This window comes from Myxococcus sp. AS-1-15 (assembly GCF_020037055.1).
In the GTDB taxonomy this organism is placed as follows: domain Bacteria; phylum Myxococcota; class Myxococcia; order Myxococcales; family Myxococcaceae; genus Myxococcus; species Myxococcus fulvus.
The window spans coordinates 510,587-524,422 of sequence record NZ_JAIQDF010000003.1 but is presented as its reverse complement, the minus strand read 5'-3'; the positions used below and the strand labels follow the sequence as shown (position 1 = coordinate 524,422).

Genomic DNA, 13,836 nt, shown 5'->3' with positions numbered 1-13,836 from the left:
CTCCACCTGCACCCGAGGCCCGGAATCGTCCGAACGTCCGGTGCGCGCATCGCCCACCCACATCCGGACAGGGCAGGCAGCCGCCGCCCGAGGGCCCCTCCGGGAGGCGGACAGCGGAGCGCGGAGGACGGCGGGCACGGAGGGCGGGGCGCACTGTTCGGGGGAACCCCGTCGAAAAGGAGCCTCCGCATGGAGCCGCATGTCGCTCCCCCGCCACGCCCCGACGCCCCGGGTCCGGTGCCGCGTCCCACCCTGGCGAGCGCGGAGGACGGAGACGCGGCGGAGCGCTTCCTCGCGGAGCTGCGAAGCAGCACCCTCTTCTCGGAAGTGGACGAGGAGGAGGCCGAGCGCCTGCGCGCCGAGTCCACCCACCTGGAGCTCCAACCCCAGGAGTGGCTGGGCCACGAGGGCGAGCCCGCCTCCTTCTACCTCATCCTCGAGGGCGAGATTCGCATCACCAAGACCGTGGGCGGCGTGGAGACGCTCATCTCCGTGTTCCGCGCGGGCGACTTCTTCGGCGAGGTGCCGCTGCTGCTCGGCCAGTGCTTCCTCGCCAGCAGCCGCGCGCTCACGCACTGTCGGCTCCTGCGGCTGTCGCACCCGTCCTTCTGGCGGATGCTCGCGGACTGTCCCACGGCCAATCAGCGCATCCTGAGCAAGATGGCCGAGCGCATGAAGGCGCTCCAGTCCATCTCGCTCCAGCAGGAGAAGCTCGCCTCGCTGGGCACGCTCGCGGCGGGGCTGGCGCATGAGCTGAACAACCCCGTGTCCGCCGTGATGCGCGGTGTGCGCGCGCTGGGCGACCGTCTGCGCGAGCTGCCCTCGCTGGCCCTGTCCCTGGACTGCCGCACGCTGTCCGAGCCCCAGGTGCGCGCGCTGGAGGCCCGCGGCTCGGTGTCACCCGAGACGCTCAACCCGCTCGACAAGGGCGACGCGGAGGACGCGCTCGCGCGCTGGTTGGACGCGCGCGGCGTGGAGGAGGCCTGGGTGATGGCGCCGGACCTGGTGGAGTCGGGGCTGTCGCTCGAGAAGCTGGAGCACGAGCTGGCGTCGCTGTCGGGCGAGGTGCTGAAGGGCACGCTGCGCTGGGTGGCCGCCACGCGGGGCATCTCCGTGCTGCTCGACGAGGTGGGGCAGGCCGGAGGTCGCATCGCCTCGCTGGTGAACGCGGCCCGCGCGTACACGTACCTGGACGAGGCTCCGCTGCAGCGCGTGGACGTCCATGACGGACTGGAGAGCACGCTGGCGGTGCTGGGCCACCGGCTGCGCGGCGTCCATGTGGTGCGCGAGTACGACCGGAGCCTGCCGCCCATCACCGCGTACGGCACGGAGCTCAACCAGGTGTGGACCAGCCTCATCGAGAACGCGGCTGACGCCATCAAGGAGCACGGCGGCGGCACGCTGCGGCTGCGCACGCACCGGGACACGGACCACGTGGTGGTCGAGGTGGTGGACGACGGGCCCGGCATTCCGCCCGAGGTGCTGCCGCGCATCTTCGACCCGTTCTTCACCACGAAGGGCGTGGGCGAGGGCACGGGCCTGGGGCTGAGCATCACCCACCGCGTGGTGTCGCTGCTCCACCAGGGCGAGGTCATCGTCACCTCGCGCCCCGGCGAGACGTGCTTCCAGGTCCGTCTGCCCTTCGAGCTCGACGGTGCCTTCATCCCCGAGCCCGCGCGTCCTCGCGCGCCCTCGCCGCGTCAGCGTCCGGAGCCCGAGGAGCTGCGCGGCGCGTGAGCCTCACTTCAGGGGCAGGCGTATCTGGAAGGCGGTGCGGCCCGGCCTCGACTCCACGCGAACGTCGCCGTGATGCCGGTCCACGATGACGCGGCGGATGATGTCCAGGCCCAGGCCGGTGCCCTGGCCCATGGGCTTGGTGGTGAAGAAGGGCTCCCAGATGCGTGGCAGCAGCTCGGGCGGAACCCCGGGCCCATCGTCCACCACCTCCACGAGGAGGGAGTCTTCGTCCTTCGCGGTGCGCACCGTGAGGTGGCCCTTGCCGCCCATGGCGTCGATGGCGTTGTCGACCAGGTTGGTCCACACGTGGTTCAGCATCCCGGGCAGCGCCTGCACGCGCGGGAGGCTCCGGTCGTACTCGCGCTTCACCTCGACGCCGTGCTTCAGCTTGTAGTTGAGCAGGAGCAGCGTGTTCTCCAGCCCCTCGTGCACGTCCACGGGCTCGGGCTGCTCCTTGCCCGCGTGGGTATAGGACTTCACCGCGCCCGCCAGCTCCGACAGCCGCGTGGTGCTCTGCCGCACCTCCGCCAGCAGCGCGCGCGTGCGCACCAGGGCCTCCAGCCACGCGAGCGCGTCCGGCAGCGCCTGGGCGGGCAGGGCCTGGGTGAGCGGCTCCAGTTGCGCCTCGCCGATGCCCGCGTCCAGCAACGTGGGGGACAGGTCCCACGCGTTCACCACGCCCTTCGCGTCCATCCACGTGGCCAGCGCATCCTCGGCGTCTCCGCGCGTGAGCGGGTCCATGTCGCGGGTCGCGCCCCGGCCCTGGCTCTGGCGACAGGTGCGCAGCAGCAGCTGTCGCTGGGCCTGTGTCAGTCGCCACTGGTCCAACGCGACGGACAGGTCCTCCTGCGCGTCCATGGCCTGGGTGAGCTGCTCGGTGGCGCGTCGGCCCGCGGAGGCCGGGTTGTTCATCTCGTGCGCGAGCCCCGCCGCGTGACGCCCCAGCGCGGCCAGCTTCTCCTGGCGCAGCACGGTGTGCTCCAGGCACCGCAGTCGCTCCTGGGGCTGCTTCGGGTCCACGGACACGTCACACCTCGCTCAGGTACTGGTGGATGAAGGAGATGGCGATGGAGCCCTCGCCCACGCCGGAGGCCACGCGCTTGATGGAGGCGTGGCGCACGTCGCCCGCGGCGAAGATGCCCGGCACGCTCGTCTCCAGCAGGAAGGGCGCCCGCTCCGGCTTCCACCCCTTGGGCCGCTGTCCGGCCGGCATCAGGTCCGGGCCGGTGAGGATGTAGCCGCGCTCGTCGCGCGCCACCAGCCCGTCCAGCCACTCCGTCCGGGGCACCGCGCCAATCATCACGAACAGCGTGCTCGCGGGCACGGTGCGCTCGGGCTGTCCGCGCGTGGCCAACGTGACGGACTCCAGATGCGCGCCGCCCTCCACGCGCGTCACCTCCGTGTCGAGCAGCACCGTGACGTTGGAGAGCGAGCGCACCTGCTCGACCAGATAATGGGACATGCCCTTCTCCAGCGAGTCCCCCCGCACCACCAGCGTCACCCGACGGGCGAACTGCGCGAAGTAGAGCGCGGCCTGTCCGGCGGAGTTGGCGCCGCCGATGATGTAGACCTCCTCGTCCTTGCACGACAGCGCCTCCGTGCGCGACGAGCCGTAGTAGACGCCCGCTCCGGTGAGCGCCTCCATGCCGGGCGTGGAGAGCTTCTTCCACTGCACGCCCATGGCGAGCAGCAGCGCGTGGCAGCTGAGCTCCGTGCCGTCCGCGAGCGTGACGATGCGGTACGGGTCCTCCACGCGCAGGTGGCTCACCTCCTGCGGCGTCAGTATCTCCACCCCGAAGCGCGCGGCCTGCGCCACCGCGCGCCGCGCCAGGTCCGAGCCGCTCAGCCCCGCGGGGAAGCCCAGGTAGTTCTCGATGCGCGAGCTGGTTCCCGCCTGTCCTCCCGGCGCGCTGCGCTCCACCATGACGGTGCCCAGCCCCTCGGACGCGCCGTACACCGCGGCCGCCAGCCCCGCGGGACCTCCGCCGATGATGACCAGGTCGTAGAAGGGCTTGGTGGCGCGCACCTTCAAGCCGATGCGCTCGGCCACCTCCAGGGTGGACGGGCCCATCAACCGCGTGCCGTCCGGGAAGAGCACCAGCGGCAGCTTCTCCACGGCGGCGCCTCCGGCCTGCGCGAGCAGCAGGCGGCCCTCGTCGCTGCCCTCCACGTCGAGCCACTGGTAGGGCACCTGGTTGCTGCCCAGGAAGTCGCGCAGCGCATGCGAGCGAGGGGCCCAGCGGTTGCCGAGCACGCGGATGCCCTCGAAGGTCGGCGGGTGGTGGGCCCACCACTCCTCCAGCAGGTCCGTCAGCACCGGGTACAGGCGCTCCTCGGGCGGCTCCCAGGGCTTGAGCAGGTAGTGGTCCAGCCGCACCTCGTTGATGGCGTGGATGGCCGCCTGCGTGTCCGCGTACGCGGTGAGCAGCACGCGCCGGGCCTCGTCGTAGAGCGTCTTCGCCTGCTCCAGGAACTCCACGCCGGACATGCCCGGCATGCGCTGGTCCACCAGGAAGAGCGCCACCGGGTCGCCGCGCAGCCGCAGCTGGCGCACCGTCTCCAGCGCGGCCTCTCCCCGGTCCGCGCTGAGCACCCGGTACTCGCGGCCGTACTGGCGCCGCAAGTCGCGCTCCACCGCGCGAAGCACCTCCGTGTCGTCGTCCACCGCGAGGATGACGGGCTTGGCCATGCGCACGCTCCTCCGGGAAGGAGCGCATCGGCGCGGCTTCGTGCCCCAGGCGACGGGACGGGCGGCCCGTGGCGCGCTCGGAGGGCGGGCGTCAGCGGGCGGGGCTCAAGGGGGCGTGCACACCGCCGTCGTGTCGTTGCCGTAGAGGGAGCGCTCGTCCTCGGGGCCGGTGAAGACGGCGTCCGCTCTCGCGGTGACGTGGCATTGGGACAGTTGGGGGTTGTCGCGCACCACGAAGGAGCTCCGGACCTGCGTCAGGGCCTGGAGCCCGAACTCGGTGAGGGCCGGGTTCTCGCGCACCGACAGCGTGTCGAGGGTGCGGAGGTTGTGCAGGCCCGCGAGGCTCGGCAGTGCGTGGTTCTCGTTGATTTGCAGGTGGGTCAGCGATTCGAGGGGCTCGAAGGCCATGAGGCTCGTGAGCTTCGGGTTGCCGCCGATGGCGAGCGTGCCGTTCAAGGCGCGCAGCCCTTCGAGCCCCGTGACGAGGTCCAGGTTGTCGTTCAGGACGAGGACGAAGGCGTGCCCCGTGTCCCGCAGGGCGGGGAGCGGGCCGAGGGTGGTCAACGCCGGGTTCTGCGTGATGAACAGGCCCTCGACCCGGGAGAGCCGGGGCAGGCTGACGTGCTTCAGGTTCGCGTTGGTCTCCAGCACGAAGGCTCCGCCCACGGCCTCGAGGCGGGCCAGCGCCGCCACGTCTGCCAGCAGGCCATTCTCCATCACGGAGAAGTCGCCACCGACGCCGCGCAGCAGGTCCAGCCCCTCGAGCGACGTCAGGCTGGGATTGTCCCGGAGGAAGAAGTTCGCGCCGACGTGGGTGAGCTGGGAGAGCTTCAGTTTCCTGAGGAGCCGGTTCCGCTCGATGACCACGTCCCCCGAGAGCGTGTCCACGAAGGGCAGGGGGCCCAGCTCCAGGAGGGAGAAGTTGTCCGTCACCCGCAGACCTTTGCGCGGCGCGACCGAGGACAGACCGGCCCAGGGCAGCTGGAGGTTCCGCTCCACCCGCAGGGAGCCGCCCACATACACGGGTTGCGGCACGGGAGCGTTGGTGGGACCGAGCGACACCAGCCGCAGGACGTCGTGGTCGGAGAACGACAGGTCCTCGCGCACGAAGCGAAGGGAGGTCAGGACCACGCGGGAGAGCTGTGGGTTCGACTGGATGCGCAGGCTTCCGTCCACGGCTTCCAGGCCTGGCAGCGCGAGCTCGAGGAGGCTGGGAGAGGAGACGACGAGGTCGCCCCGGATGCGGGAGATGCCCTGGAGGGCCGCGACGTCCGCGTCCGTCGTCACGACATAGTCGCCGTCGTAGGTCGCGGAGGGATGGCAGACATACGCGACGTCGAGGACCTCGCTCTGTTGGAGCACACCGTCCTGGTCGAGGTCATTGCCCGCCGCCACCACGACGCCGCCAGAGACGCAGTTCATCCCCGCGGGCTCGTCGGCATGGCGCCACGACAGCGTGTTCATCGTCGAGGCGCAGAGCTGACTGACGGCCCTCACCTCGTCGTCGTCGAGCGCGCCGTCGCCGTCGTGGTCCGGTCCCGACTCCACCGCGTACCTGGACTGGGTGCCGCATGCACCGCCCACGCCCAGGGCCTCGAGCCGCGAGAGGACCCGCGCGGGCTCCATGCAGCCCACGACCTCACGGGAGATTTCACCGGCCTGGAGCAGTCCGTCCCCGTTCGCGTCGAGCCCCGCCTGGGTGACCTGTCCTCCAAGCGGGCAGGTCTCACCCATGGGCTCGCGCCGCAGGTGCACCAGCACGCCGGGGAGGGGGGTGGCGCAGAAGTAGTCGACGTCGTCCACCTCGTCGTCCTCGAGCGTGCCGTTCGCGTTGGTGTCCACGCCCGTCTCCACCGCGAGACCACCATGCTCGCAGTGCTCGCCCGCGGGCTCGCCGCGGGTGCGCAGCCTCGCCTGGGGCGGCGCGGGCGTGCACAGGTACTCCGCGCGGGTGACCTCGTCGTCGGCGAGCAGGCCGTCGCCGTTGAGGTCCTCGCCCGCGTACGCCACCTGCCCGCCGTGCGCGCAGTGCTCGCCGGGTGGCACCCCCTCCTTGCGGCTCAACGTCGGGCGCGACTCGAGGAAGCTGCCCAGTCGGATGTCATCACAGCCGCACAGCCAGGCCAGCGGCACCAGCCAGTACCACCGCATGGGAGCCCCCTTTCTTCCCGGGCACGGAGGCCCGGCTCGCACGACGTTTCGCCTTCAGGGACAGGTGGCCGCGTCGTCGTTGCCCGCCACCAGGTAGACGTTCCCCGGACCGGTGTAGACGCGCTCGCCGAAGGCCCTCACCCGGCACGTGGGGAGCTGGGGATTGCGCTGGATGGAGAAGTACCGCGACACCTGCTGCACCGCGGGCAGCCCCAGCTCCGTCAGGACGGGGTTGTCCAGCAGCATCAGCGACTCCAGGGTGCGCAGGCCCTTGAGGTCCGCGAGGCTGGTCAGCGCGCCGTTCTGCTCCGAGGCCAGCCCCGTCAGCCGCTCCACGCCCGCAAGCCCCGTCAGCGTCGTCAGCGCGGAGTTGTTGTAGAGGCTCAGCCACGACAGCATCCGCAGCGACTCCATGCCGCGCACCTCCACCAGGCGCGCGTGGGCCTCCAGCGAGAGGGTGCCTCGCATGCCCTGCAGCCGGGGCATGTTCCCCCACCACGCCAGCGCGTCGTTGCGCGAGAAGAAGATGCTCTCCACCTGCGCGAGCGAGCCCAGCCCGTGGCTGTCGACGAGCGCCGCGTTGAGCCGGACCTCCAGCGTCACCCCGATGGTGTGCAGCGCCCCCAGCCCCGTCAGCGTGCGCAGCGCGGGGTTGTTCGTCACCTCCAGGTTCTTGCCGATGTGCTCCAGCCGCGTGCCCTCCAGGGTCGTCAGGCGCGCGTTGTTCTCGATGAGGACGCTCTGCGCCACGCTCGTCAGGTTGGGCAGCGGCAGGAGCTCCAGCGCGGGGTTGTCCTTGATGCGCAGCGAGCCCGTCAGCGTCTGGATGGCGCGCAGTCCCAGGCCCTCCGACGAGTGGGTGAGCCGCGCGTTGTCCTCGATGAGCACGCCGCCCCGCGGCACCACCGACTGGAGCCCGTCCAGGCTCTGGAGCCGGGGGTTGTGCGCCACCTCCAGATGGGTGCCCACCCAGGAGGTCTGTCCCGTCGCGCCGCCCACCGTCACCGTCTCCAGCGCGGCGTTGTTCAGCACGCTCAGCCCCTGGCCGATGAAGCGCAGCCCGGGGAGCTCCAGCCGCGTGAGGGACGCGTTGTCCTGCACGTACAGCGTGCCGTCGACGACCTCCAGCGCGGTGAGCTGGATTTCGGCGACCGGGGTGTTGCCCGTCCTCACCTCCAGGTTGCCCCGGATGCGGGAGATGCCCTTCAGCACGGCCACGTCCACCGGCCCCCGGATGACGAAGGTGCCGTCGAACGTGTTCAGGTCCTCGCAGATGGGATTCGAGGCGAGCACCTCCTCGTCGTCGAGCACCCCGTCCGCGTCCAGGTCCATGCCCGCGCTGACGCGGGTGCCCCCGGCCGCGCACGTCGGCTCCCAGGCGCGCGTGATGAGCAGGCGGGAGGTCTCCACGCAGACCTCCAGGCGGGTGCGCACCTCGTCGTCGCCGAGCACCTCGTCGCCGTCCTCGTCGTGGCCCGCCTCGACGACGGTGAGCGTGGTGGGCTCCAGGCAGACGCGGGAGGAGGGCGTGGCCGCTCGCGTGCGCGTGAGCAGCTGGGCCTCGGCGATGTCGCGGCACGAATACACCTCGCGGGCGACCTCGGGCGTGTCCAGCACGCCGTCCTGATTGAAGTCGTGGCCGGCGCGGGTGACCCACCCCCCGCCCGGACACCGCTCGCCCGGGGGCACCGGCTGCTGCTCCACCCGCATCTGCGTCTCGGCGATGGCGCAGACGAGCGTCGAGCCCGTGACCTCCTCGTCGTCGAGCACGCCGTTGCGGTTGTCGTCCGTGCCCACCAGCACGTCGCGGCCTCCCAGCTCACACCTCTCGCCGGGCAGCTCCACCACCTCCCGGCTGAGCGCTGTCGGGTGGTCCATCAGGTCGCGGATGCGCAGGGAGTCACACCCCGCCGCGAGCGGCAGCAGGGCCAGCCAGGTCCATCTCATGGTGCGTCTTCTCCAGCGGCGGCCCCGCGGGCCGCGACCGGCTCTCCGGGGAGGAGCAGGGGCGAGGAGCAGGGCGTCTGCTCGTCGTTGTCCTGGACCGTGCGCGTCCCGCCCCGGAGGGCGCGGTCCGCCAGCTGGTTCGCCAGACATGACGGCAGCGACGGGTTGCGCTGGATGGTCAGCGTGGCGCCGACCTCCGTCAGCCCGTCCAGGTCCAACGTCAGCAGCCGGGGGTTGTCCTGGATGGTCAGGTCCGACACGGACAGGAGCTTGCGCAGGCCCGCCAGGCCTTGCAGGGAGGCGTTGTCCCGCACCACGAGCGAGCGCAGGCTCCGGACGCGGTCCAGGCCCGAGACATCCCACAGCAAGGCGTTGTCCAGGAGCTCCAGGCCGGCGACCGACTCCAGGCGCGGGAAGGCGCCCAGGCTCGACAGCTTCGGGCAGTAGGCCACCACGAGCTGGCCGCGGATGGACTGGAGGTTCGTGAAGTCGAACGCCTCCAGCCGAGGGCTGTTCATCAGCATCAGCGAGCCCACGTGGTTGAGCCCCGGCATCGCGTCGATGGAGTGCAGGGACTCGTTGTTGCTCACCATGAAGACGTCATGGACCGCGCGCAGGGACGACAGCCCCGACAAGCGGCTGAGCGAGGCGTTGTTGCCGATGTCGATGGACTGCCCCACCTCCAGCAGGTCGGGGAAGCTCATCGTGGTCAACACCGGGTTGTTGTGGATGGCGAGCGAGCCCCCCACCGTCCGGAGGTTCTGGAACGGCAGGCGGCTGAGGCTCTTGTGGTCGGCGACGGAGAGCGTCCCCCCCAGGTCCGTGAGGTCCCACGACACCAGGCTCTGCGCCGAGTCGTTGTAGGCGAGGAAGAGGTCCTGACGGACGCGCACGCTGCGCAGCCCGTCCAGGCTCTCCAGCCGGGGGTTGTTCCAGACCGAGAGGTTGTTCTCCAGCCACACCGGCTGGGGCTGCGTCGCCGCGCCGAAGCGCAGCACCGTGAGCTCCAGGTTGACGAAGATCTGCACCTCGTTGCCCACGAAGCGCAGCGCGTCCAGCTCCAGGCGCGTCAGCGCGGCGTTCTCCGACACGATCAACCCGCCGGAGATCTCCGCCAATCGCGGCAGCACGAGCTGCTCCAGCGGCGTGCGGAAGAGCACGAGCGAGCCCTCGATGCGGACGAGCGTCTTGAGCAGCGCGAAGTCCTCCGCGGTGGTCGCGAAGAGGTCTCCGTCGAGGATGGGCGCTCCCTGGCACACCCGCCTGCGCTGGGTGACCTCCTGCTCCTGGAGGACGCCGTCGGCGTTCTGGTCCGCTCCGGAGTCCACCCGGTGGCCGCCCATCGCGCAGCGCGCCCCGACGGGCTCGCTCTCCAGCCGCGCCAGGATTCGCGAGGGGGCTTCGCCACAGTGCACCGCCAGGGACCTCCGCTCGATGGCCCCGAGCTGGCCGTCGCCATCCAGGTCGGGCCCCGCTTCCACCAGCGCGCCTTCTCCTTCGCACGCGGGATATCCCTCCGCGACGCCCCGCACCCGGACGTTCACCGGATACACTCCCGTGCAGTCGAGCCGCTCGTGGGTGACCTCCGCGTCGCTCAGCTCGCCGTCGCGGTTCTGGTCCAGTCCGGAGCGCGTGCTCACGCCGCCCAGGGGGCACGAATCGGTGGGCTCCACGGGGCGCGCCTGCGTCACCCAGTCCAGCGGCTGGCCGTCGCAGTCGTAGTGCTCCGACATGACCTCGGTGCCGGTCAGCAGCCCGTCCTCGTTCTGGTCGATGCCGGTGAGCACCCGGTCCCCACCGAACGGGCACCGGCCTCCGGGAGGCTCGACCTCGAAGCGGGTCAGCGGCGGGTAGCGCCAGGTGAGCTGCGACAGGTTGATTCCGTCGCAGCCGGCGAGCAGCAGGCCCAGCAGCGTCACTCCCAGACGTCGCATCATGAGGCCCCCTGAGGCCGCTCGGCGCTTCAGCGTCGGAACGCGAGCTCGAGACCGAACATCGTGTCCCACGCGTCATCGCCATCCAGCGTGACGCGGTCCGCGGAGGCCGTGGCGGCCAGCCGCAGGTGCATGCCCAAGAGCCGTCCCGACGCCCCCGCCGCGAGGTGGCCCGTGGAGACGGTGAGGTCTCCCATGCGCTTGTTCGGCGACGACACCCCGAGCATGCCCCAGCCCGCTCCGGCCTCCACGAACAGCGGGGTGCGCCGCACGTCCCGGGTGCCCACCAGCGCCAGCACCGTGGCGCGGTGCGTGCGCACGTTCTCGAACCGCTTGGGCATCACCGTGTAGCTGGCGCGCCCGCCGTAATAGAAGTTCGAGTCGCCCTGGCTGCGCCACGACAGGCTGGGGCCGGTGGCGTACGCGTCGAGCCCCAGCGGCGCCTGCTGGCCCACCAGCCCCACCTCCAGGCCGGAGAAGAACGGGTGGGGGGCCGTCAACACGAGCGAGCGGGGCACGAAGCCGCCGCCCTCGGCCGGCGGGAAGGCGCGGGAGAAGTCCACCGGCACCAGGCCCGCGGCGGCCACGTACTGGTCATAGAAGTTCTTGTCGAGCGGCACCGCGAACAGGCCCCGGCGCAGCGCCTCCTCGGCGGGGCCACGCTCCTGGAGCTCGCGCGGCTTCAAGTCCAGCACCCCCTGGCTCAGCTCCGCCAGGGTGATGCGCGCCTCGCTGGTGGGGGTGCGCAGCCAGTACACGTCGCGCTCGGGCAGCCGCAGCATCACGTACTGGTCCTCCGTGCGCCGCACGTCCGCGAGCCGCCGGCCCTCCGCGTCCTCCACGGACACGCGCGACTGGCCGAAGTTCGAGCTCAGCACCAGGCTGGGGCCCGCGGGCGCGGCGCCGACGAGCGGCCGGCGCGGCTCGCCGGTGGGCGCGAAGGCGTGGATGCTCAGCCGCGCGGGCAGGCCCTTGACGCCCTGCAGTGACGCGGACACGAAGGCGCCCAGCTCGCTGTACTCCACCTGCCCGTCGCCGTTGATGTCGGCGGCGCCCAACAGGCCCGAGCGCGCCACGTGGCTGAAGACGCCGGCGCGGATGCGCGACCACTCGTGCGTCTCGCCGTCGTCGCTCTCCGCGAACACGGCGCCCACCATGGGGCGCGTGGCCAGCTGCTCGCGCGCGAGCATGCCGCGCAGCTCCGCCAGCACCGCCGCCTCCGTCTGCCCGCCGCGGCTGCCGACGACACCCGAGGCGCGGCACGCGTCCACGATGAGGTGCACGTAGTCGGCGGCGAGCGGGTCCACCACGTCCGCGTAGAGGCTCGACTTGTCCAGCCGGCCCCCGGCCAGCGTGAAGTAGGCGCGGCCCGCCTCGTCCGTGTTGCCGTGGCCCACGTACACCACGAGCACGTCCGTGGCGCGGCCCGCCTCGTCATCGGCCAGGCTGGCGGCGCGCAGCCGGGCCACCTCGCGCTTCACTTCTTCCGGCGTGGGCGGCCGCGCGCCCGCGAGCACGGGCCGTCCCCCCGCGCGCGTCGCCGCGTCGGGGTCCACCAGCAGCGTCGTCTCCACGCCCAGCCGTTGCAGCGTCTCCGCCCACAGCACGCCGTCATCGTCGGCGAAGCGCAGCGCGGGCAGCGACGGGTCGTCGCTCCCGTTGTGGGCAATCACGAGGGCACGTCGGACCAGGGCATCCGCCGAGGCGTCGCGGGCTGCGAAGAGCGCGGCGACCCCGAGGAGCACTCCCAGCTTGTTCATGGACCTTCCTCTACCCTCAGTGTCTGCTTGAGCACCACTGCCCCCCCCTGCTCCTCGCCGCGCAAGGCCGCCAGGGCCGCGGACGGGCTGCCGGCGAACGCGGCGGTCACCTCCGCCTCACCCACCGTCTCCGGCAGGGGCACCGTCAGCTCCAGCGGTGCCTCCTGACCCGGGGTGCCCGTCAGCACGAAGGGCCCGGCCATCAGCTCCGCCCGTTGGGTGCCGCGGACCTGGAGGGCCACGTGGGTGTAGGGCGCCTGTCCTCCGGCGGCGAAGGCAAGCATGGCGCCGGCGGGGCAGGCCTCGCTCGCGTGGAGCTCCTTGAGCGGCTGGCCGGGCGTGGCGCAGAAGATGCGCAGCGCGACGCCGGGTGGGGGCGTGCCCAGGCCCCGCGAGCGGAACTCGTCCCGGGGCAGCGACGTGAGCACCACCGCGAGCACCACCGCCGCCAGCGCGCCGCCCAGGGCCGTCAGCGAGGGCCAGCGCGCGGGCGCCTCCAGGGGCGCGGCCGCCGCGAGCGCGGCCTCCAGGCCGCCTTCCGTCAGCGCGTGCCGCTCCACGGAGGAGGGCGCCTCCAGCGAGCCTTCCAGGGCGCGCTGCGCCCGGGCCCAGCGTTCATAGAGCGGGCCACATCGGTGACACAGATGCGCATGGCGCAGCAGGCGGGCGGCCTGGGGCGAGGGCAGCTCACCCTGGGCCTGTCGCGTCAGTCCCGCGTCGATGTGTCGCTCGTACCACCTCATGATGGGATGCTCCCTATGGCGCACAGGGCGAGGGTCGCCAGGAGCACACCCAGCTCCATGCGCCCGGGCTCCGCCGCCGTCTCCAACCAGCCGGAGGTCTTCAGGTACTCGGTGAACTGCGTGCGCAGCCGCCGCTCGCGCACCCGGACCTCTCCGCGGGTGAGCTGCAGCTGCTCGGCGGCGCTCTCCTGGGACAGCCCGTCCACGAAGCGCAGCTGGGCGAGCGCGCGGGCCTCCTCGGGCTGGGACTCCAGGAAGCGGCGCACCAGCTCGCGCACCTCGGTGCCCAGCGCCTCCTCCTCCGGGCTGCGTCCCTCGTTGGGGAGCTGACCGAGCTCCGGCGCCTCGTCCAGGGACACCGCTTCCCGGGACACCCGCCCCGATGCGCGCATCAGGTCGATGGCCGTGGAGCGCGCCACCGTCAGCAGGAAGCCCAGGTAGGGGCGGACCCCGTCGTAGGCCTGTCGCATGTTGGGGCGGAACGCGCGCACGAATGTCTCCTGGTGGGCCGCGTCCAGGTCCAGCGCGGACAGGGAGATGGTGCGGCTGGCTCCTCCCTCCGCGCCCACCGCGAACCGTCGTGAGAGGTAGCGCAGCACCTCCGGCGAATAGGCGCGGTACACCTGGGTGAGGACGGTGGTGTCCCCACGACGGAAGGACTCCAGGACGGAGCGGTCATTGCCTGGCAGCACGGTGTCTCCGACCCACGCGAGCCGAGTCCGAGCCCAATGCCCGGCCAGCCGTCATCCTCGAAAAAGGATACGGAGCGTGCCCTCGAAATGGGTCGTCCACCTCAACGAAGAGGGGTCGATTTCCTTGCGTGGCGGGTCGGAAATAGTTGCCGGGAGGGGGCTTTCCCTCCCGGCGGCACTTCA

At 71.8% G+C, this 13,836-nt stretch carries 9 protein-coding genes; 1 reads left to right on the top strand and 8 read right to left on the bottom strand.

From position 1 onward, the window contains the following. Positions 1-189 precede the first annotated feature (189 nt). Complete coding sequence (locus K8625_RS11605; RefSeq protein ID WP_223750703.1) at positions 190-1,737, top strand: ATP-binding protein; 1,548 nt, start codon at positions 190-192, stop codon at positions 1,735-1,737. A gap of 3 nt (positions 1,738-1,740) precedes the next feature. On the opposite strand, the gene K8625_RS44425 is transcribed toward K8625_RS11605, so the two are convergent. The 8 genes from K8625_RS44425 to K8625_RS11565 all read right to left on the bottom strand — a co-directional run bounded on the left by K8625_RS44425 (position 1,741) and on the right by K8625_RS11565 (position 13,653). After that, entirely contained in the window at positions 1,741-2,763 is a 1,023-nt protein-coding gene (locus K8625_RS44425) for an ATP-binding protein (protein WP_223782748.1), read from the bottom strand. A 1-nt stretch (position 2,764) separates the two neighbouring features. After that, positions 2,765-4,426 (bottom strand): FAD-dependent oxidoreductase, encoded by a 1,662-nt coding sequence (locus tag K8625_RS11595; protein ID WP_223782747.1) that lies wholly within the window; start codon positions 4,424-4,426, stop codon positions 2,765-2,767. Positions 4,427-4,531: 105 nt separating this feature from the next. After that, positions 4,532-6,577: a hypothetical protein gene (locus tag K8625_RS11590; RefSeq protein WP_223782746.1), complete on the bottom strand. Its 2,046-nt coding sequence runs from the start codon at positions 6,575-6,577 to the stop codon at positions 4,532-4,534. Between the two features lie 54 nt (positions 6,578-6,631). After that, positions 6,632-8,524 (bottom strand): hypothetical protein, encoded by a 1,893-nt coding sequence (locus K8625_RS11585; protein ID WP_223750707.1) that lies wholly within the window; start codon positions 8,522-8,524, stop codon positions 6,632-6,634. Next, positions 8,521-10,461 carry a hypothetical protein gene (locus tag K8625_RS11580; protein ID WP_223782745.1) on the bottom strand — a complete coding sequence of 647 codons (1,941 nt, stop codon included), beginning with the start codon at positions 10,459-10,461 and terminating at the stop codon, positions 8,521-8,523. Before K8625_RS11580 ends, K8625_RS11585 begins: the two co-directional genes overlap by 4 nt. Before the next feature lie 26 nt (positions 10,462-10,487). Further along, entirely contained in the window at positions 10,488-12,218 is a 1,731-nt protein-coding gene (locus tag K8625_RS11575) for a caspase family protein (RefSeq protein ID WP_223782744.1), read from the bottom strand. Further along, a complete protein-coding gene (locus tag K8625_RS11570) occupies positions 12,215-12,961 on the bottom strand; it encodes a hypothetical protein (protein WP_194869257.1) in 747 nt (248 codons plus the stop codon). Before K8625_RS11570 ends, K8625_RS11575 begins: the two co-directional genes overlap by 4 nt. Next, entirely contained in the window at positions 12,958-13,653 is a 696-nt protein-coding gene (locus tag K8625_RS11565; RefSeq protein WP_223750710.1) for an RNA polymerase sigma factor, read from the bottom strand. The genes K8625_RS11570 and K8625_RS11565 overlap by 4 nt, the downstream gene beginning before the upstream one ends. Positions 13,654-13,836: the final 183 nt, after the last annotated feature.

Excerpts from the sequence above, each read along its gene's own strand:
- K8625_RS11605 (WP_223750703.1), top strand. The coding sequence starts at position 190 with ATGGAGCCGCATGTCGCTCCCCCGCCACGCCCCGACGCCCCGGGTCCG.
- K8625_RS11595 (WP_223782747.1), bottom strand. The coding sequence starts at position 4,426 with ATGGCCAAGCCCGTCATCCTCGCGGTGGACGACGACACGGAGGTGCTT.
- K8625_RS11590 (WP_223782746.1), bottom strand. The coding sequence starts at position 6,577 with ATGCGGTGGTACTGGCTGGTGCCGCTGGCCTGGCTGTGCGGCTGTGAT.
- K8625_RS11585 (WP_223750707.1), bottom strand. The coding sequence starts at position 8,524 with ATGAGATGGACCTGGCTGGCCCTGCTGCCGCTCGCGGCGGGGTGTGAC.
- K8625_RS11580 (WP_223782745.1), bottom strand. The coding sequence starts at position 10,461 with ATGATGCGACGTCTGGGAGTGACGCTGCTGGGCCTGCTGCTCGCCGGC.
- K8625_RS11575 (WP_223782744.1), bottom strand. The coding sequence starts at position 12,218 with ATGAACAAGCTGGGAGTGCTCCTCGGGGTCGCCGCGCTCTTCGCAGCC.
- K8625_RS11570 (WP_194869257.1), bottom strand. The coding sequence starts at position 12,961 with ATGAGGTGGTACGAGCGACACATCGACGCGGGACTGACGCGACAGGCC.